Consider the following 18,694-nt stretch of genomic DNA (forward strand, 5'->3'; position numbering starts at 1 on the left):
GAAAAACCATCAATTTTATTACTGGTTTTGTGGTGTCACCATGCTCCTGGTTAACAATTGATCGGAGGAGACGACCATGGTGACCATGCACAATCTCGGATTCCCCCGCATCGGAGCCAAACGCGAACTCAAGTTCGCGCTGGAAGCATCCTGGCGGGGAGAAACCACTGAAGCGGAACTGATCCAGCGCAGCCGTGACCTGCGCCGCCAGCACTGGCAGAAGCAGTCCAGCCTTCACCGGGTACCGGTGGGCGATTTCTCCTGGTACGACCATGTACTGGACACCAGCATCATGCTCGGGCATCTCCCGCCCAGGGTGCTTGATCTCGGCGGCACTGCCACGGATCAGTATTTCCGCCTGGCCCGCGGCCGTTCCGCCGCCGATGACGATGAGAGCGTGGTGGCGGCCGGGGAGATGACCAAGTGGTTCGACACCAACTACCACTACATTGTTCCCGAGTTCACGCGGGAGAGCCGTTTCAGTCCGGATGCCGGTGCCCTGGTGGCGCAGGTCACCGAGGCACGGGAGCAGGGGCACAACCCGAAACCCGTGCTGGTGGGGCCCGTCACCTATCTGTGGCTTGGCAAGAGCAAGGACGGCAGTGAGCGCCTCGAACATCTCACAGCGCTTGCGGAGGCCTATGCCGGCCTGCTTGAACAGCTCGCCGATGCCGGCGTGGACTGGGTCCAGATCGACGAACCCATAATGGTCACGGACCTGGCCCCTGAATGGCGTAATGCCCTGGAGACGGCCTATCACCGGCTGGCGGATACCCGGGTCAGCCTGCTTCTGACCACCTATTTCGGCCACCTGGGGGATAACCTGGAACTGGCCTGTCGGCTGCCGGTGGCGGGGCTGCATCTGGACGCGGTGCGCGGCGGCGCGGACGTTCAGCGGGCCGTGGAGCAGCTTCCACAGGGGCGGGTTCTGTCACTGGGTGTGGTGGACGGGCGCAACGTCTGGAAGGCGGACCTGACGGCGTTGATGGACTGGCTCGAGCCCGTGCATGCGGCCCTGGGTGATCGGCTCTGGATTGCGCCCGCCTGCTCCCTTCTGCATGTGCCCATGGATCTGGACACGGAACCGGACCTGGATGAGGAGCTGCGCGGCTGGCTGGCCTTCGCCGTGCAGAAGCTGGAAGAGCTCGAAATCCTGGAGAAGGGCCTCAACAAGGGGCGCAACGCCATCATCGCGGAACTGGCGGCCAACCGTGCCTGTCATGCAAGTCGCAGCCACTCCCAGCGGGTGCGTAATCCGGCGGTGCGCGAGGCCGTGGCCGGGCTGAACGAGGTCATGGGTCAGCGCCAGTCCCCCTATGCGCGGCGGATTGAGGCGCAACAGCGCCATCTGGATCTGCCCCGTTTCCCGACCACCACCATCGGCTCCTTTCCGCAGACTGGGGAAATCCGGCGTACACGCCTGCAGTACCGGCGCGGGGATCTCTCGGAGGCCGCCTACCGGGAAGCCATGCAGGCCGAGATCCGGGACTGCATCCGTGAGCAGGAGGCGCTGGGCCTGGATGTGCTGGTCCACGGCGAGGCCGAACGCAACGACATGGTGGAATACTTCGGTGAGCTGATGGACGGCTTCGCCTTCACCCGCCATGGCTGGGTGCAGTCGTTCGGTTCGCGCTGCGTGAAACCGCCGATCATCTACGGCGACGTGGACCGGCCCGACCCCATGACGGTGGACTGGATCCGCTACGCCCAGTCACTGACCGAACGGCCGGTGAAGGGCATGCTCACCGGCCCGGTGACACTGCTCAACTGGTCCTTTGTCCGCGATGACCAGCCGGAGCGGGATACGGCCAACCAGCTGGCGCTTGCCGTCAGGAAGGAGGTCCAGGACCTGGAGGCCGCCGGCATCCGCATCATCCAGATTGATGAGGCGGCGCTGCGCGAGGGCCTGCCGCTGCGGCGTTCAGAGTGGGAGACGTATCTGGAATGGGCCATCAACGCCTTCCGCATCGCGGCCAATGGCGTCAGTGATGACACCCAGATCCACACACACATGTGCTATTCCGAGTTCAACGACATCATGGCTGCCATCGCCCGCATGGACGCGGACGTGATCACCATCGAGACCTCACGTTCGGACATGGAGCTGCTGGAAGCGTTCGAGCACTTCGAGTACCCCAATGGCATCGGGCCGGGCGTCTACGACATCCATTCGCCCAATATTCCCACCCAGGCATCCATGGTGGCGCTGCTCCGGAAGGCGGCCGAGCGCATTCCGCCGGAGCGTCTCTGGGTGAACCCGGACTGCGGGCTCAAGACCCGCAACTGGGGCGAAGTGCGGCCCGCGCTGGCGGCCATGGTGGGGGCGGCGCGCGGCCTGCGGCAATCCGGCTAGTCGCCGGGAGCAGGCAGGCCCTGGCGGCCGGTAATGCGGCCGCCATGCTTACTGGCGAAGATCTCCGCATCCCCCAGATCCGAGAACCCCACCGGTGGTGTCTGGTCCTGCCCGTTGTCGCGTTCATGGCCGACCACGAACCAGGCGGTATCCATGGTGACCCAGTCGCCGGTGTCCCTGGGGTTCCAGTCCACATCCGACAGATCGCGGGTGAAGGTGACGATCTCCCCTTCGTTATCGCCCAGTCCCTTCTGCCATTCCAGCAGGTCCGCTGTGCTGCAGAAGTAATGCTTCCGGCCACTGTCCGCGAGGCAGGCCTGGGCCTGGGGGCCGGCGCATTCGGGCATGGGCGTGCCGTTCATGGCGGTTTTTTTCGCGGCGCTGGCCTCGGGGCCGCAGCCCTCTGGAACCGGAGCCTCGCCGCAGCCGGCGAGTGCGGCGCCCAGGATCAGCAGGGCAAGGGGGCGGTGGACTCGGTGCATGGTCAGACTCCTGCGATCTGCTGGTAGATGCCGGGCAGCGCCGCGCTCAGCTGTTCCGGGCGCTGCACGATGTGGTAGGCCCCGCGCCCGAAGACCCAGGGGAAGTACTGGCGCGCCTGCTGGTCGATGGTGATGCCGAAGGTGCGCACGTCCTGCTGGCGGGCCTCCAGTACCGCCTTGCGGGTGTCCTCCAGGGCGTAACGTCCTTCGTAATAGTCCGTGTCGTTGGGCTTGCCGTCGGTGAGCACGAGCAGCAGGCGGTTGCGGTTGCCGCGTTGCGCCAGTTCCTGGCTCACGTGCCGTATGGCCGCGCCCATGCGGGTGTAATGGCCGGGTTTCAGGGCCTGGATGCGCCGGCGCACGGTTTCATCCGCGCGTTCGTGGAAGCCCTTGATGGTGTTCACTTCCACATTGTGGCGGCGCCGGGAGGTGAAGCCATGGATGCTGAAATCATCACCGCAGGCGGCCAGGCCGTGGCACAACACCAGCAGGGCCTCTTTCTCCACATCCAGGACACGGCGGTCCGCAAGCCAGGATTCGGTGGAAAGCGATGTATCCACCAGCAGGGTCACGGCCAGATCCCGGGTCTGGGTAAGCAGAGCCTGATGGATGCGCTCGGAGCCATTGCCGGTGGCGTGGATGTCGCAGCGGTTACGGATCAGCGCGTCCATATCGAATTCGTCGCCGTCCGGCTGTTCGCGCAGCCACTGACGCTGGGGCTGCAGGGCCTCGAACTGGCGCTGGACACGGCGGATGCGGTGGCGTGTGCCTTCATCCGGCGTCCAGTCCTCGCCTTCCAGAGACTGGATGGCCGGATGCACCCGGCACTGGTCACCGAGGTAGCGTTTTTTGCGATAGTGCCATTCCGGGTAGGTCACCGGTCCGCTGAGCGCGCCGACATCCGGCGCATCCGGGGTCAGGTCCAGTTCCACCTTCAGGCGCGAGGCGGTCTTCTCCCGGTGCGGGCTCAGGGTGATCTCCTCGATCTGCTCCGCCGCCTTGCGGGCATCCTCCTCATTCTCGTCCTCCACCGGGCGGTTCACATTGACCATCTCGGTCCAGGACAGCATCTTCTCGAAGATGTTCAGTGCCAGCGGGTCGTCGCGTTCGCTCTGGTCCTGCCGGCGGCGTACAGCCTGGCGTTTGCCGCCTTCGGCCTCGGGCGTGGCGCCCTGGCGTGGGTCCTCGCTGTCCTCCGGTTCCTTGGGGGTGCCCGCGTGCAGCCCCGGCCGGCGCTGGCCCCAGAAGGGCACCGGCAACGGTGGCCGGTAGCCCGCTGGGGTGGTTTCCGGCAAAGCGGTATCGGGCTGGTCAAGGACCCAGGCCAGGACCTGCTCCCGCTCTGCAGTGGCGGGATCCCGCTGCTCGCCCAGGAGCACCCGTATGCCATGGTCCACCGCGTCCTCCCAGGCTGGCAGGCGCTGGCATGGGCGAACTGAAAGCAGGTGCTCGCGGCAGGCCCTGCCGGTAGCCATCAGGCCGGGGAAGTCCCGTTCCAGGATGCCTTCGGCCTGGTGCACCGCCTGCAGCCAGGCAATGTCTGCCGCCAGCGCCGGCTGATCCGGCGTCGGCTCTGGCAGGAGGGTGAGCAGGGCGGTCAGCCAGTGGTAGGCGCCCCGGTTGAGTGCACGACTGGGAAAGTAGTCCATGCGTGGCGGCAGAAGCAGCTGGTCGTCGTCCAGGAACGCCATGTCCAGGCTTTCGCGGTCGAAGCCGAGCTTCTGGCGGAACGTCAGGCGGTGGCCGGAGGCACGGGGTTCCACGGCACTGACCGGGATGGCGCCGGGCCCGCCCATGGCCCGGAAGAACACACCCAGGCTGCCCTCGAGTTCCGCCAGGGCAACGCCGGCGTCCGGGTAGCGCGGGTAACTGACCGCGCGGGAGGCCCAGCGGTGCCAGAGTTCCCCGGCGATTTCCTCAACCTCGAAAAAGGATGCCAACCTGGCGTCTCCTCAGCCCCCGAAAGTGGCCCTTATGGTTTCCATCAGCCCTTCACGCACGTCGGCATCGTCACTCAGTGGCTCCACCAGCGTCGCGCGGCAGGCCTGCAGCACCGGCATGCCGGCCTGCATCAGCCGGGCGCAGTAGACCAGCAGCCGGGTGGAGACGGCCTCCTCCAGATCCTGCCCTTTGAGCTCCCGCAGGCGCACGGCAAGGTTCACCAGGGCCCTCGCCCGTTCCCGGGCCAGATCGCTCTCGTGCACCACGATGGCCAGCTCCTGCTCCGGCGGCGGGAAGTCCAGCTCCAGCGCCACGAAGCGCTGTCGGGTGCTGGGCTTGAGCGACTTGAGCACGTGCTGGTAACCGGGGTTGTAGGAGGCGACCATCATGAAGTCCTCCGGGGCCTCCAGGGTTTCGCCGGTGCGATCCAGGGGCAGCACCCGACGGTCGTCGGTCAGCGGGTGCATGACCACCGTCACGTCCTTGCGGGCCTCCACCACCTCATCCAGGTAGCACAGGCCGCCGTGGCGAACGGCCCGGGTCAGTGGCCCGTCTGTCCAGACGGTCTCACCGCCCTGCAGCAGGTAACGACCGGTCAGATCAGAGGCCGTGAGGTCGTCATGGCAGGCAACTGTCTGCAGGGGCAACCCCAGACGCGCCGCCATGTGGCTGACGAAGCGCGTCTTGCCGCAGCCGGTCGGGCCCTTGAGCAGGAGAGGGAGCTTGCGGTGGAACGCATACTCGAAGAGCTCACGCTCGTGGCCGACCGGTTCGTAGTAGGGCGCTTCGGCGGCGCTCATTGGCTGCTCCCGTTACCGTTGCCGCCTTTGACATGGGCGGGGAGCTGCTCACGGGCCGGTCCGAAGATGGCGATCAGGAACAGCACGACACCCAGCGCCACGGCGCTCCCCGAGCCAAGCCGCATGATGAAGAACAGATCAAGCTGGCCCTGAACCGTCATGAAATCCTCGCCCAGCACCCGCTGCATATGGGTCTGGACCACCCCGGCAAAGGTGAGGGTGAAGGTCATGAAACACATGCCACCGACCATGATCCAGAACGACCACATGTTCATGATCTGGTTGTAGGGCTGGAGCCGGCGGAGCTGGGGCATGGCATAGCTTATGATGGCCATGTTGAGCATCGCGTAGGCACCGAAGAAGGCCAGGTGCCCGTGCGCCGCCGTGATCTGGGTGCCATGGGTGTAGTAGTTCACCCAGGACAGGGTGTGCATGAAGCCCCAGACGCCGGCGCCGAAGAAGGAAACCACCGCGCAGCCGAGGGTCCAGAGCATGGCCGCCTTGTTCGGGTGTTCCCGGGAGCCCTTCCAGAACATGTAGAAGGCGAACATCACCATGGCGAAGAACGGAATGACCTCCATGGTGGAGAAGATGTTGCCGATGGGCTGCCAGTAGCCGGGGGTGCCCAGCCAGTAGTAGTGGTGGCCAGTGCCAAGCAGGCCGGAGAACAGCACCAGGCCCACGATCACGTACAGCCACTTTTCGATGATCTCGCGGTCCACACCGGTCATCTTGATCAGCAGGTAGGCGAGGATGGAGGCCATGATCAGCTCCCAGACGCCTTCAACCCAGACGTGCACGATCCACCACCACCAGAGCTTATCCTGGGCCAGGTTGTCCGGCTCGTAGAAAGCGAAGAGCCAGAAGATGGCGGCGAGCCAGAGCCCCAGCAGGAGCACAATGGACACGGAAGTGCGCCGGCCCTTCATGACGGTTCGGGTGTTGTTGTACAGGAACATCAGGAAGGAGATGGTCAACAGGATCTTCACGTAGACCGGCTGCTCCAGGTAGTGGCGGCCGCCGTGGATCCCGAACTGGTAGCCGATGAGCGCGGCGGCACCGGCACCGGCGAAAATGGCCAGCTGGATGTAGGCCATGGTTGGCGAGTGGAGCTCAGTCTCGGCCTCTTCCGGCAACAGGTAATAGGTGGCGCCGAAAAAGCCGATCAGCAGCCAGACCAGAAGCAGGTTGGTATGGCTCATGCGCATGATGTGGAAGGGCATGGCCTCGGAAAGGAATTCGGGCATGGCATAGACGGTAGCCGCCATCAGCCCGAAACAGATCTGCAGCGCGAACAGCGCCATGGCCACCGCGAAGAACGGCAGGGCCACTTTCTGGGTTTCATACTTCATCGGTTCTCTCCCTGGATGAACGGACGGAGTGGATTGTGGGCATGGTCAGCCGGACTTGTGGGGCGGCCAGTCGTGGGTGTCGATACCGTCCACCCACTTGAAGAAGTCCACCAGGTGGTCCAGTTCCTGCTCGCTCAGGTTGAACTGGGGCATCTGGCGCCGGTCCGGGGCACCGGTGGGCTGGGCCTTCATCCAGCCCTTGATCCCGGCCCGGGCGGCCTCCGGATTCTCGCGCCCTCCGTAGCGGTGCCAGACGTTGGACAGCTCGGGCCCGAAGTAGGCCCCTTCGCCCATGATGGTGTGGCAGTTGATGCAGGAGTGCTCCTCCCAGACCTCCTTGCCAGCAATAACGGCCTCGTCCAGCTCTTTGCTGTTGGTCGAGGTGGTACTCATGTAGATATGGGTATGGATGGTCAGGCCGGCGAAGATCAGGAAGAAGATCGTCGAGCCTCCATAGAAGATGTTGCGCGCGGCGTTTCGGGTCAGTCCCTCGGACATGGGCGTGTCCTCCCGGTCATGGCTTTGGGGTCTGCACGGCGGATCCGTGACTGGTATGATTATCCGGGCTGACTTTAAAGATGTAAATTAGATAAATCAATGATGGGGTTCTGGTGTCTGCTCATAACGATGCCGACGTGGATCCTCCGCATATTTTCCAGCCGTGAGTGGAGAACCCGACGATTGCGGTCAGTCTCTCTCTGCTTTAAGATTCATAATAAATGATTCTTTTAGGTGACCGTGCAGCATTGGGATGCCACAGGGAGTACCACCTAAGAGGCGCAGCCTGAACGGCCGGGAGCTTGTAATATGTCAAGGCATAACACCCCCACAGCGAACAACCGTCAAACCGAGGAGGCTGCCGTGACATCCTGTGACGCGATCAAACTGGCCGATGTAACCCACGCGAGGCTTGCAGAGCCCCTGCTGTGCCCGCGCCTGGAGCACTGCGCCATCCACCGGCACCCGTTCTTCCAGGATCTGAGCGATCAGGATCTGGCCAGCCTGTGCCAGCGCAGCCGCCTGCACACCCTGGAAGCTGGAGAGATGCTTTGCCGCGAGGGGGACAGAGCGGAGCGGTTCTTCATTGTGCTTTCCGGTTCCGCGAAGCTGTTCCGGGTCACTGATCAGGGCAGCGAGCGTGTTCTGGGCAGCGCTGGCGCGGATGATGTGCTTGCCGAGGTTGCAGCCTGCTCACCGGATGGGTGCTACCCCTGGTATGCCCAGAGCCTGGAGCCTACACGGGTCCGCTCGTTCAGTGGCGGCCTGCTGCGGGAGATGGTAGCCGGTCGTTCCGATTACATGATGAACGTGATGCGCTACGTGGCGGCTGCCATGTCCCAGACGGTGGAGGATCGCACCATTCTCACCGCGCAGAACGCACGGGAGCGGCTGGTCCAGTATCTGCTGAGCCTGGTCCCGGGCACGGACCGGCGCAACACCGGAGTCAAGGTGGAGCTGCCGCTGCCCAAGGGGCTTCTGGCCTCGCAGCTGGCCATGCAGCCCGAGACACTGTCCCGTGTGCTCAAGGAGCTGCGTAACCGCGGGTTGATCCAGGTTGCCCAGCGTCAGGTCACCCTCCTGGACAGGGCCGGACTGCAGGAATTCGTGGGATAGGCCCTGGCTTTCCCCGGGCAACAGAGCGAGTGGGAGTGAATGCAGGAGACACGGATCCAGAATGAGGAAGCGCAACGCCTGCGTGACTGGCTGCTCGCGTACAGCCCGTTCCGGAGCCTGTCGCGGCGTGAGCTGGATAACCTGATCGGAGCCACGGTGCGGCTGGAAACACGCGCTGGCGAACTGCTGTTCAGTGAGGGGCAGTCAGCCCATTACTGCGGGGTGGTCGACAGCGGCCAGGTGGCCGGTGTGCGCTACACCGAGAATGGTGACGAGAAGTTCTTCTGCACCCACGGCCCCGGGCGTCTGGTGGCGCTGACGGCCGCGTTTCTCAATGGCAGTGGCTACATCATGAGTTACCGCGCGACGCTGCGCAGTCGGGTTTTCGGGGTCCCGGCGCGCCAGCTGCGAGCCCTGGCCGAGGCCAACGGTCCCTTCGCTTCCCGCCTTCTGGAACAGACCAGTGAACGGCTTCAGTGCTCCTTCAACCAGGTGGATTTCTTCACGGCCAGTTCCGCGGAACAGCGGGTCGCCGCCTTCCTGCTGCAGCTCCACGAGGAGCAGGGCAGCTGTGAGATCCGCCTGCCGTGTCGCCAGAAGCAGGTGGCACTGATGCTGGGAGTGCGTGAGGAGACCGTCTCCAGGGTTCTCAATGATTTCCGGCGCGAGGGAATTCTCGCGCCGGAGCGCAGCCCCATCGGGCTGAGGGATCTGGACTTCCTGGAACAGCTGGTGGGCCAGCAGTACGATGGGCTGAGATTCGGCGCGCTGTGAAAAGGGCCGGGCTTCAGTTTCCTGGATGGCTGTTCAGGGCCGGGGTTGGCTCGCCTTCCAGTGTCAGCGCCAGATGCTGGCGCAGCTTCTGCGCCCTTGGTGACGTGACGTTCTCCAGGCTGTAACCGTCCAGAACCTTCAGGAAAGCTCCCAGAGCCTCATCCAGCACGAACTTCAGCTGGCAGCTGGGCGTGATCACGCACTGGTTATCACATCCGAAGCACTCCGCCATTTTCAGGTCCGGTTCCATGGTGCGGACCAGATCCCCCAGCATGATCCGTTCCGGCGGCAGCGCCAGGCGCAGGCCGCCGCCCTTGCCGCGGAGGGTTTCCAGGTAGCCGTTGCGCTGCAGTTCATGGGCCACCTTCATCAGGTGGTTGCGGGAGATGCCGTAGGCATTGGCAATCTCACGGATGGTGCCCAGCTGGCCCTCGCGCAGTGCCAGGAACATGAGCATGCGCACGGCGTAGTCGGTGTGGCGCGTCAGTCGCATCAGCCAGGACTCCCGTCAACGCGTGGCCGCATCAGGATGCCCGTGTAGCGGAACAGGAAGAGCCCGAAGGCGATCATCCACAGCAGGGCGCTGATACTGATGCCTGTCTGCCAGGCCATGCCGCCGGCGCCGGTGACGACCCGGATCAGGGCGCCCAGGTGGACCATGACGAACGCCGTGACCATGCCGCGCGGCAGGGTGAGCGTGCGGCCGGTGTGGCCCAGTACCACCCGGCTGATCACGCCCAGGATCAGGCCGCCCATGGCGCCCAGGCCGGTGGCGTGGACCCAGACCGTCTCGGGTATGGCGTTGAAGCGGCTGGCTGCCAGAAGCCAGAGCCCTGCAGGAATCCACAGAAGCGACAGGTGCAGGATCCACAGCAGTGGCTCCCGGGCGACCCGCCATCCGCGCCAGAGCAGGATGCGGACCAATGCCACGGTTCCCGCCACCAGTGCCAGTGTGCCCGTAACCGGGTCGGGCAGCACGAGCACGCCCAGGAAGGTCAGCGCCATCACAGCGAGCAGGAGTTTTTCCAGCCAGGGAATGACGGTGATGCCCTCGGTGGAGAGCCCGCGGGTGCGCAGCCAGCCCATGGAGAAGTTGGGTGTGATGCGGCCGCCGATGATCAGCATAAGCGTCATGGCCATGAGCAGGGCGCCGTCGAGGGCGGCGCCGCTGCCGTTGATGAGAAAGGTCGCCTGCATCAGCCACAGGCCCAGCAGGACCAGCAGTATCGGGATCTGGCGCGGCTGGCGTGCCCGCCATACACGCAGCCCCGCATCCAGCATGAGCAGCGGCAGGAACAGCAGGTTCACGCCGATCACCAGCCACTCGGGCAGCGATTCCCCGAGCGTGATCACCAGCCGCCCCATGAGCCAGACGCCCCAGAGTCCCGCCAGTGGCCAGCCATGGGTGCGCGTGGTGCCCGTCCAGACGCAGACCGCGGTCAGCAGGAAACCGGCAATGGCGGCCTGCAGCCAGGCAAAGACCATCTCGTGCTGGTGCCAGGCCAGCGCCGGGATCGCCAGCGGCAGGTCCAGCCGCCCTGTGACGGCGCCAACCCAGAGTGGGACAATCACCACAGCCTGTACGGCCAGTGACAGGAAGAAGATACGGAAGGGGTAGCTGAACAGCGTGACAGGGGACAGGCGGGGCGGCGTGTTGAGCGGTTCAGCCATCGGGTCGACTCCATAGCCAGATCATGACGCACAGCAGGAACGGTGGCAGCACCCAGCGCAGAAGCTCCGGCGCCGGCGAGACCACCAGCATGGTCAGGCTGATGGCGATCAGCACAGAGGCGGCCCACTTCGCCCTCCGGGGGACGGCCCGCTGTTCACGCCAGGCCCGGATGGAGGGGCCATAACGCGGATGCTCCAGCAGGCGCTGCTCCAGTTCCGGCCAGCCATGGCTCCCGGCCCAGGCGGCCACCAGCAGGAAAGGCACCGTGGGCAGGCCTGGAAGGGCTACCCCCAGGGCGCCCAGGAGCACCGCCAGGGACGCGAGCAGGCGCCAGAACGCTTTGATGAGCATCAGCCAGTCCGCCATTGTGCTGCTGCCATATCGCATGACAGCGTCAGTGTAACCCAGTTAAGATATATTTTAAATAAATCTTAATATCCGGAGTCGACCATGGAGTTCTATCATATCGTCAAAGGCGTGCACATGCTGGCTGCCTATACCACCGCAGCCCTGATGCTGCTGCGCCTGGGGCTGGATGCGGCGGGTCGGCCGGGCTGGCGGGCTACACCGCTGCGCTGGGTTCCCCACCTCAATGACACCGTCCTGCTGGCCGCCGCACTGGGGCTGCTGGCCCTCACCGGGTGGATGCCCTTCGTTCACCACTGGCTGACCGGCAAGGTGATTCTGCTGGTGGGCTATATCCTGGCCGGCAAGTGGGCACTGGACCAGACGCGGACGCCCGGGGTAAGGGGGGTGGCGGCGCTGGTGGCCCTGGGTCAGCTGGTGGCGATCTTCGCTCTGGCCATCCTGAGGCCACTTTGATCTACCTCAACTTTTCCGGCTCTACCCCTATGTGGGTAACCTTCTGATTATTTGGAAATAAACCTGTATGTAAAAAGCTCCTTTCTGGTTAGTCTGTGCCAGTAGGTCACAAAGCGCCGTGTGGCCGCTGACCGGAACAGGAGTTAATGATGCTGAGTGAACACGACTACGACCCACCGCGCGCCCATAGGGCGCTCGCTTTCTCCACCCTGGCGTTCACCGTATGTTTCGCGGTCTGGACGATCTTTTCCGTCATCGGAGTCAAGATCAAACAGGATCTTGGGCTTTCGGATACTCAGTTTGGGATTCTGGTGGCGACGCCGGTGCTGACCGGTTCCATCAGCCGGATCTTTCTCGGCATGTGGACCGAGCGGTATGGCGGACGGCTGGTTTTCACCATCCTGATGCTGGCCACATCGGTGGCAGTGTTCCTTCTTTCGACCGTTACCACCTATGAGCTGTTCCTGCTTGCAGCGCTGGGTATTGGCCTGGCCGGCGGCTCTTTCATTGTTGGCATCGCCTACACGTCTGAATGGTATGACAAAAAGCACCAGGGAACCGCCCTCGGGGTTTTCGGGGCGGGTAATGTCGGTGCTGCTGTCACCAACTTCGGGGCCCCCTTTCTTGTGGTCGGCCTTGGCTGGGAGATGACCGCCCAGGTCTATGCCGCAATTCTTGCTGGTATGGCTGTCGTCTTCTGGTTCATGACTGAAAATGATCCGCGTCTCAAGCGCCGCCGGGAAGAGGGGGCGGAGCCAACACCTGTTAAGGAACAGCTGGCGCCGCTGAAGAATCTTCAGGTCTGGCGTTTTTCGCTGTACTACTTCTTCGTGTTTGGCGCCTTTGTTGCGCTCGCCTCGTGGCTGCCCAACTACTATGTCAATGTCTATGAACTGAGCCTGGAGCAGGCGGGCATGCTCGCTGCCCTCTATGCGCTGCCCGCCTCGGTTTTCCGGGCGCTGGGGGGCTGGATGTCAGATCGGATAGGTGCGCGTGCGGTGATGTACTGGACCTATGGTGTGTCGCTGCTCTGCCTCTTTGTACTGAGTTATCCGCAGACGCGCTACATCATTGAAGGCATTGATGGCCCAATCGAGTTCGCTTTCGGTATACCGCTGACCCTGTTCGTCGTGCTGACTGTACTGCTTGGTTTTGTCATGTCACTCGGCAAGGCAGCGGTCTATAAGCATATCCCCGTCTACTACCCGGACCATGTGGGGTCTGTGGGTGGCCTTGTGGGCATGATCGGCGGCCTCGGTGGCTTCTTCCTGCCCATCCTGTTTGGTTCTCTGAACGATCTGCTCGGGGTCTGGACAAGCTGCTTCATGCTGCTTTTCCTGCTGGTGCTTGTCTCGCTGCTGTGGATGCATGGCGCCATCGTGCGTATGGAGCGTCGCCGCCATCCTGAACGTGGCGAAGAGCAGAGTGCCCGTGACCTTCCCGAAATCCAGCTGGATTATGGGAAGGAGGCGCAGGCTTCGAAAAACTGAAACAGGGTCGGGAGGCCCAGCCTCCCGACTGACTCAATCCATTCATTCTGACCCGGAGTTTTATTATGGGTGATCTCTATAAGTGGGATGTCGAAGACCCTGACTTCTGGGAGTCGAAGGGTAAGAAAATCGCCAACCGCAACCTCTGGATTTCCATCCCGAGTCTGCTGTGTGGGTTTGCGGTCTGGTTGTACTGGGGCATCATCACCGTCCAGATGGACAATCTGGGCTTTCCGATCCCCAAGGATGAACTGTTTACACTGACCGCGATTGCCGGTCTTACGGGCGCTACACTGCGTATTCCAAGCAGTTTCTTCATCCGCATCGCGGGCGGTCGCAATACCATTTTCTTCACTACGGCGCTGCTCATGATTCCCGCCTTCGGAACGGGACTGGCGCTGCAGAGCAAGGAAACGCCCCTCTGGATCTTCCAGTTGCTGGCGTTCCTCTCTGGTATCGGTGGGGGTAACTTTGCCTCATCCATGTCCAACATCAGCTTTTTCTTCCCCAAGAGTAAGCAGGGGCTGGCCTTGGGGCTGAATGCCGGTCTGGGCAATGCGGGTGTTACCACCATGCAGATTCTGGTGCCGCTGTTCATGACCATCGGTGTCTTTGGTGGGGCGCCCATGGTTCTGGAAAACGGCTCCGGAACACTGATCGGCAAGATCCCGGCAGGCAGTGAGACCTATATCCACAATGCGGGCTACCTCTGGCTTCTGTTCCTGATTCCGCTGGCTTTCGCCGGCTGGTTTGGCATGGACAATATCCGCACGGAAGGCGTTTCGCCCAATATCGGCAGTCCTCTCAGTGCCTTTGCCAAGATGACGGGCATGCTGTTGATCGGCTTCTTCACAGCGGCAGTCGGTCTTTACATCATCCTGCCGCAGCCGGTTGGGCTGGGTACGCCGGACTGGGTGAAATGGCCTGTCATCGCGGGCATCCTGTTCGCCACGGTTATGCTGCTGAAGCAGATCCCGGGTGAGATCAAGCCGAACCTGCAACGCCAGTTCAGGATCTTTTCGAACAAGCACACCTGGGTGATGAGCCTGATCTACACCATGACCTTTGGCAGTTTCATTGGTTTCTCCGCCGGCTTTGGTCTGGCCATCAAGGTCATCTTCGGCTATCAGCACATCATGGTGGATGGGGTCATGACCCACGACACGCCGAACCCGGCGGGTCCCTCAGCTCTGATGTGGGCCTGGATGGGGCCGTTCATCGGTGCCCTGATCCGTCCCGTTGGCGGCTGGATCGCGGACAAGGTCGGTGGTGCACTTGTTACGGGCATTGTGGCGGTAGTGATGATCGCCAGTTCCCTGGGGGTGGCCTATTACATGCAGCAGGCCTATGCCTCCCAGACGCCGCAGGAGTTCTTCGTGCCCTTCCTGCTGCTGTTCCTGGTGCTGTTCGCGGCTACGGGCATTGGTAATGGTTCCACCTTCCGTACCATCGCCAAGGTCTTCAACACCGAGCAGGCCGGGCCAGTACTGGGCTGGACCTCGGCAGTCGCCGCCTATGGTGCCTTCATTATCCCGAAGGTGTTCGGAGAACAGATCAAGGCTACCACTCCGGAAAATGCTCTCTATGCCTTTGCCGTCTTCTACGCGCTGTGCATGGTGGTGAACTGGTGGTATTACCTCGGACCGAAGGCCGAATACCGCAACCCTTAAAGCGCGGGGGGCTAACCGACAGGCCCGTGGAACGCGAAGCGGGCCTGTTATTCAACAGGAAAACTCCACGGCTGGTGACTACACTGACGCAAAGTTCGTGTCGCTGGTCAGGGAGCATCCCGCAATGAAAGCCATCATCTACCGGGCCTACGGCCAACCCAATGTGCTGGAATGGGTGGATGACTGGCCGGAACCCGCTGTTGGTCCCGGCCAGGTTCAGGTGCGTGTCCGGGCCGGTGGGCTGAACCCCAAGGATGTGCTGCTGCGCAAGGGGATGTTCCGTTCCTTTCTGCGTTTCCTGGATCGGGAACCCCTGCCGCGGGTCAGCGGTCTGGATATGGCCGGCGAGATCACCCGAATCGGGGACCGTGTCCGGGGCCTGGAAGTAGGGCAGCCGGTATTCGGTATGAGCAACCGTTTCCATGGTGGCGTCCATGCTGAGTACGCGGTGCTGGAGGCGGATGAGGTGGCGCCCTGTCCGGAGGGGCTGTCCTTTGTCGAGGCCTCGGCCATCCCTCTGGCCGGCCTCACCGCCCTGCAGGCGCTGCGTGACTGCGCCGGTGTCCAGCCGGGGCAGCGGGTTCTGATCAATGGCGCCAGCGGTGGTGTTGGCCACTTCGCGGTGCAGATTGCCCGCAATCTCGGTTGCCATGTCACCGCCGTGTGCAGTGAGCGCAACCTCAAGTTCGTGAGTGATCTGGGCGCGAACGAGGCTGTGGACTACCAGCAGACGCCAGCCCCCGCCATTCCCGGCCCCTTTGACGCGGTATTCGATGTCTTCGGTAATTACCGGGCCGGTGATTTCAGCGACACGCTGGTGCGGCGGGGGCGCTATGTGAACACCATTCCCAGCGGTCACAGCCTGCCCGCAGAGGGGCTGGCCAGGCTGGGTCTCCAGAAGCGCAACCGGCTTGTGATCGTGCATTCCAACCGCGCGGACCTGGATGTGCTGCGCCAGTGGGTGAATGAGGGTCGGCTCAGGGTTCACGTGGACGAGATTTATCCCTTCTATCATGCCGAGGACGCCCATCGTCACATTGAAACCCGGCACACCCGGGGCAAGGTAGCGATGGAGGCGACCTGCTGAGTGGCCATGACCGAGATCCGTGAAGCGGCGACCCTGGTGCTGGTGCGCGATGGTGCTGGTGGTCCGGAGGTACTGCTGCTGCGTCGTACCAGGGATGCCGTCTTCCTGCCGGGATTCGACGTCTTTCCCGGCGGGGCGGTTAGTGACGTGGATGAGGCGCCGGTGGATCGCACCACCGCGCTCAGGGAGTGCTTTGAGGAAGCCGGTGTGCTCGTGGTCCGGGACAGTGCCGGGGCACTGACCACGCACACGGTCCCCGAGCTCGAGGAACGGCGGCGTCTGGACGCCGGCGAGCAGGCGTTGGCGGAGTACTGCGAGCGCGCGGGGCTGACGCCCGCCACGGATGGACTCTTCTATCTGGGGCGCTGGATCACACCCCCTGGGCCACCGCGGCGCTTCGATACCCGTTTCTTCCTGGCGCCGGTGCCGGCCGGGCAGACCGCCTGGCCGGATGGTACCGAAACCATCGAGGCCTTCTGGCTGACCCCGGAACAGGCTCTGGCGGAGCATGGCCGTGGTGAACGTCTTCTGGTGCCGCCGACACTGGGCACCCTGAGGCAGATCCAGGGCTTCCGGAGCGTTACCGATCTGGTGGCATCACTGGCGGATCTAACCCCCTACGAGGCCCCGTCAGAGGACTGGCCGATCCGCAGCGGCACTCTGGCGGCAGGGGCAGCAGGATACGATGAGGCCCGTTTCCTGGATCCCGCAGCCGGCGGGCACACGACCGGGCGCATCGAGCCGGGCGAAGCGGTTGCAGTCACCCCGGCCGTCACCCGCCTGACCGCGCCCAACCCGGGTGTCATGACGGGACCGGGCACCAATACCTACATCCTGCGTACGGACAGGGAGATGCTGGTGGTCGATCCGGGGCCGGATGATGGCGCTCATGTGGAGGCGATCCTGGCGGCCACCGGCGGACGTATCGACCGCATCCTGCTCACCCACACGCATCTGGACCACACGCCGGCCAGCCATCGGCTGCGCGAGCGCACCGGTGCCCGGCTGGTGTTCCGGCGTCCTGCCGGAGGCCTGGCGCATCACGACTACGATCTTGAGCCGGACCATGAACCAGCGGACGGGGATCACCTCGTGCCGGGGCTGAGAGTGCTCGGCACACCCGGACATGCCGGCAATCACCTGGCGTTCCTGTGGGAGCCGGAAGGGCTGCTGCTGGCGGGGGACCTGGTGATGCAGTCCTCCACCGTGGTCATTGACCCGCCGGACGGGCATCTGGGGGATTATCTGGCCACCCTGCGGCGCCTTCTGGATGAGCCGGTGGCCTATCTGCTGCCCGGCCATGGGCAGTTGATGGCCGATCCCTGGGCGGTGTTCGACTACCTGATCACCCACCGCCATCGCCGCGAGCACAAGGTCCTGAGCTGCCTGGCCAGAGCACCAGAAGGTATTGAGACGGAAGCATTGCTGGCCCGGGTCTATGACGACGTGCCGGCGGCTATCCATCCGGTGGCCGCGCGCTCACTGGAAGCCCACCTGGAGAAACTGGTGGATGAGGGGCGGGTGCGGCGCTCCAGGAAACGGGTCCAGCTGGTGGGCTGAGGTCTCAGCCGCCGGTCCGTTCGTTGTTGCCGGCGATTACGACACAGTCCCGTCCGCTTTCCTTGGCCCGATAGAGTGCGTCATCCGCGCGCTTCAGCCAGTCCTCCCAGTTTTCATCCGCCCCCAGTTGCGCCGCGCCAAAGGAGGCGGTGACGGGGCCGTCGGGGCTTCTCAGGGTGGCCCGGATCTTCTGGCGCAGGCCCTGGACCACCGCGCTCATGCCATCAGGGTCCACTCCCGGCATGAGCAGCACGAATTCCTCGCCGCCGAAGCGGAACAGCTGGTCGCTCTGGCGGGTATTGCGTTCCACCATCCTGGCCAGGTTGACCAGGATCTCGTCACCAAGGCCATGACCGTGCTTGTCGTTGATGGCCTTGAAATGATCCAGATCCAGCATGACCAGGGCATAGGGGGTGTCGGTGCGGCTGGCGGTGGAGGCGGCCAGCTGCAGGGCATCGTCCATGGAACGGCGGTTGCGTATGCCGGTGAGCGGGTCACGGCGGGCCAGAACGGCCATTTCCTTGCGCTGCTGCTGGTTCCGGATCGCGAAGATGAAGGCACAGGCGCTGACCACCGTGGCCGTGGCAAAGTAGGCCCACAGGCTCTCTCCCGAGGGGAGGGAGGTGCCGTGGATGATGATGGCCACGACCATGGCGGTATTGAGGCCTATGGCGATGACCGGCCGTGTCAGGAAGAAGCTGGCCACCAGTATGGGGTAGCTCCACAGATGTCCCACATCCGGCAGGATGGAGCCGATGACCGCCCCTGCGACACAGCAGAAGACCGCCAGGGCGAAACCGGTCCTCTCCGTATCGCCGGACAGCCACGCATAGATCACGCTGCTGATGATGCCGAAGGAGATCAGTGAATCGGCCGCGCCGGCAAGATAGTTGGTTTCCAGGAACCGGTAGACGCCAAAGGGAACAATGCCGAACAGGGCGGCCGCGCCCAGCAGTGTGATAATCGAGAGCTGGAAATCAGTGCGCAGTCGCCTTGCGGCAACGGCAAGCGCGGGTTCGGCTAGGCTCGCGTCCCTGACGGGTCTGTTATTGTCGTTATCGGACACGTTTTTGACTC

At 63.6% G+C, this 18,694-nt stretch carries 17 protein-coding genes; 8 read left to right on the forward strand and 9 right to left on the reverse strand.

Translation table 11 applies throughout. From position 1 onward, the window contains the following. The first annotated feature begins 76 nt into the window (after positions 1–76). On the forward strand, positions 77–2,353 hold the full coding sequence (metE, locus tag CK501_RS03220) for a 5-methyltetrahydropteroyltriglutamate--homocysteine S-methyltransferase (RefSeq protein ID WP_095616269.1): 2,277 nt from the start codon (positions 77–79) through the stop codon (positions 2,351–2,353). Here metE and CK501_RS03225 read toward each other — a convergent pair. Genes CK501_RS03225 through CK501_RS03245 form a run of 5 tightly spaced genes read right to left on the reverse strand, consistent with a single transcriptional unit; the run spans position 2,350 to position 7,426 of the window. Continuing rightward, positions 2,350–2,835: a nitrous oxide reductase accessory protein NosL gene (locus CK501_RS03225; protein ID WP_095616270.1), complete on the reverse strand. Its 486-nt coding sequence runs from the start codon at positions 2,833–2,835 to the stop codon at positions 2,350–2,352. The two genes, metE and CK501_RS03225, sit on opposite strands and share 4 nt — an antisense overlap. Positions 2,836–2,837: 2 nt before the next feature. Next, positions 2,838–4,775 carry a nitric oxide reductase activation protein NorD gene (locus CK501_RS03230; RefSeq protein ID WP_095616271.1) on the reverse strand — a complete coding sequence of 646 codons (1,938 nt, stop codon included), beginning with the start codon at positions 4,773–4,775 and terminating at the stop codon, positions 2,838–2,840. A 12-nt stretch (positions 4,776–4,787) separates the two neighbouring features. Then, entirely contained in the window at positions 4,788–5,576 is a 789-nt protein-coding gene (locus CK501_RS03235) for a CbbQ/NirQ/NorQ/GpvN family protein (protein WP_095616272.1), read from the reverse strand. Continuing rightward, entirely contained in the window at positions 5,573–6,928 is a 1,356-nt protein-coding gene (locus CK501_RS03240; protein WP_095616273.1) for a cbb3-type cytochrome c oxidase subunit I, read from the reverse strand. Before CK501_RS03240 ends, CK501_RS03235 begins: the two co-directional genes overlap by 4 nt. Before the next feature lie 45 nt (positions 6,929–6,973). Next, a complete protein-coding gene (locus tag CK501_RS03245) occupies positions 6,974–7,426 on the reverse strand; it encodes a c-type cytochrome (RefSeq protein WP_095616274.1) in 453 nt (150 codons plus the stop codon). A 363-nt stretch (positions 7,427–7,789) separates the two neighbouring features. On the opposite strand from CK501_RS03245, the gene CK501_RS03250 reads away from it, so the two are divergent. Both CK501_RS03250 and CK501_RS03255 read left to right on the forward strand, forming a co-directional pair. After that, entirely contained in the window at positions 7,790–8,542 is a 753-nt protein-coding gene (locus CK501_RS03250) for a Crp/Fnr family transcriptional regulator (RefSeq protein ID WP_158223026.1), read from the forward strand. 39 nt (positions 8,543–8,581) lie between these two features. Continuing rightward, positions 8,582–9,316 carry a Crp/Fnr family transcriptional regulator gene (locus CK501_RS03255; protein ID WP_095616276.1) on the forward strand — a complete coding sequence of 245 codons (735 nt, stop codon included), beginning with the start codon at positions 8,582–8,584 and terminating at the stop codon, positions 9,314–9,316. Positions 9,317–9,329: 13 nt separating this feature from the next. Here CK501_RS03255 and CK501_RS03260 read toward each other — a convergent pair whose 3' ends face one another. Genes CK501_RS03260 through CK501_RS03270 form a run of 3 tightly spaced genes read right to left on the reverse strand, consistent with a single transcriptional unit; the run spans position 9,330 to position 11,354 of the window. Next, the gene (locus CK501_RS03260) at positions 9,330–9,809 is read right to left on the reverse strand and encodes an RrF2 family transcriptional regulator (RefSeq protein WP_095616277.1); all 480 of its coding nucleotides are present in this window, start codon (positions 9,807–9,809) and stop codon (positions 9,330–9,332) included. Further along, on the reverse strand, positions 9,809–10,987 hold the full coding sequence (locus tag CK501_RS03265) for an NnrS family protein (RefSeq protein ID WP_095616278.1): 1,179 nt from the start codon (positions 10,985–10,987) through the stop codon (positions 9,809–9,811). The genes CK501_RS03260 and CK501_RS03265 overlap by 1 nt, the downstream gene beginning before the upstream one ends. Continuing rightward, positions 10,980–11,354 (reverse strand): YbaN family protein, encoded by a 375-nt coding sequence (locus tag CK501_RS03270; RefSeq protein WP_233128832.1) that lies wholly within the window; start codon positions 11,352–11,354, stop codon positions 10,980–10,982. The genes CK501_RS03265 and CK501_RS03270 overlap by 8 nt, the downstream gene beginning before the upstream one ends. 84 nt (positions 11,355–11,438) lie before the next feature. On the opposite strand from CK501_RS03270, the gene CK501_RS03275 reads away from it, so the two are divergent. From CK501_RS03275 to CK501_RS03295, 5 genes are all read left to right on the forward strand, one after another. Then, complete coding sequence (locus CK501_RS03275; RefSeq protein ID WP_095616279.1) at positions 11,439–11,810, forward strand: SirB2 family protein; 372 nt, start codon at positions 11,439–11,441, stop codon at positions 11,808–11,810. Positions 11,811–11,959: 149 nt separating this feature from the next. Continuing rightward, positions 11,960–13,300, forward strand: coding sequence for an MFS transporter (locus CK501_RS03280; RefSeq protein ID WP_095616280.1), 1,341 nt, complete (start codon positions 11,960–11,962; stop codon positions 13,298–13,300). A gap of 65 nt (positions 13,301–13,365) precedes the next feature. Then, complete coding sequence (locus CK501_RS03285) at positions 13,366–14,970, forward strand: MFS transporter (protein WP_095616281.1); 1,605 nt, start codon at positions 13,366–13,368, stop codon at positions 14,968–14,970. Positions 14,971–15,094: 124 nt separating this feature from the next. Next, positions 15,095–16,057, forward strand: coding sequence for an NAD(P)-dependent alcohol dehydrogenase (locus CK501_RS03290; protein WP_095616282.1), 963 nt, complete (start codon positions 15,095–15,097; stop codon positions 16,055–16,057). A gap of 6 nt (positions 16,058–16,063) precedes the next feature. Then, a complete protein-coding gene (locus CK501_RS03295; RefSeq protein WP_095616601.1) occupies positions 16,064–17,617 on the forward strand; it encodes an MBL fold metallo-hydrolase in 1,554 nt (517 codons plus the stop codon). A gap of 4 nt (positions 17,618–17,621) precedes the next feature. Here CK501_RS03295 and CK501_RS03300 read toward each other — a convergent pair whose 3' ends face one another. Then, positions 17,622–18,683, reverse strand: coding sequence for a GGDEF domain-containing protein (locus CK501_RS03300; RefSeq protein ID WP_095616283.1), 1,062 nt, complete (start codon positions 18,681–18,683; stop codon positions 17,622–17,624). Positions 18,684–18,694: the final 11 nt, after the last annotated feature.

The sequence above is a fragment of the Halovibrio salipaludis genome (assembly GCF_002286965.1).
Classification (GTDB): Bacteria; Pseudomonadota; Gammaproteobacteria; order Pseudomonadales; family Oleiphilaceae; genus Halospina; species Halospina salipaludis.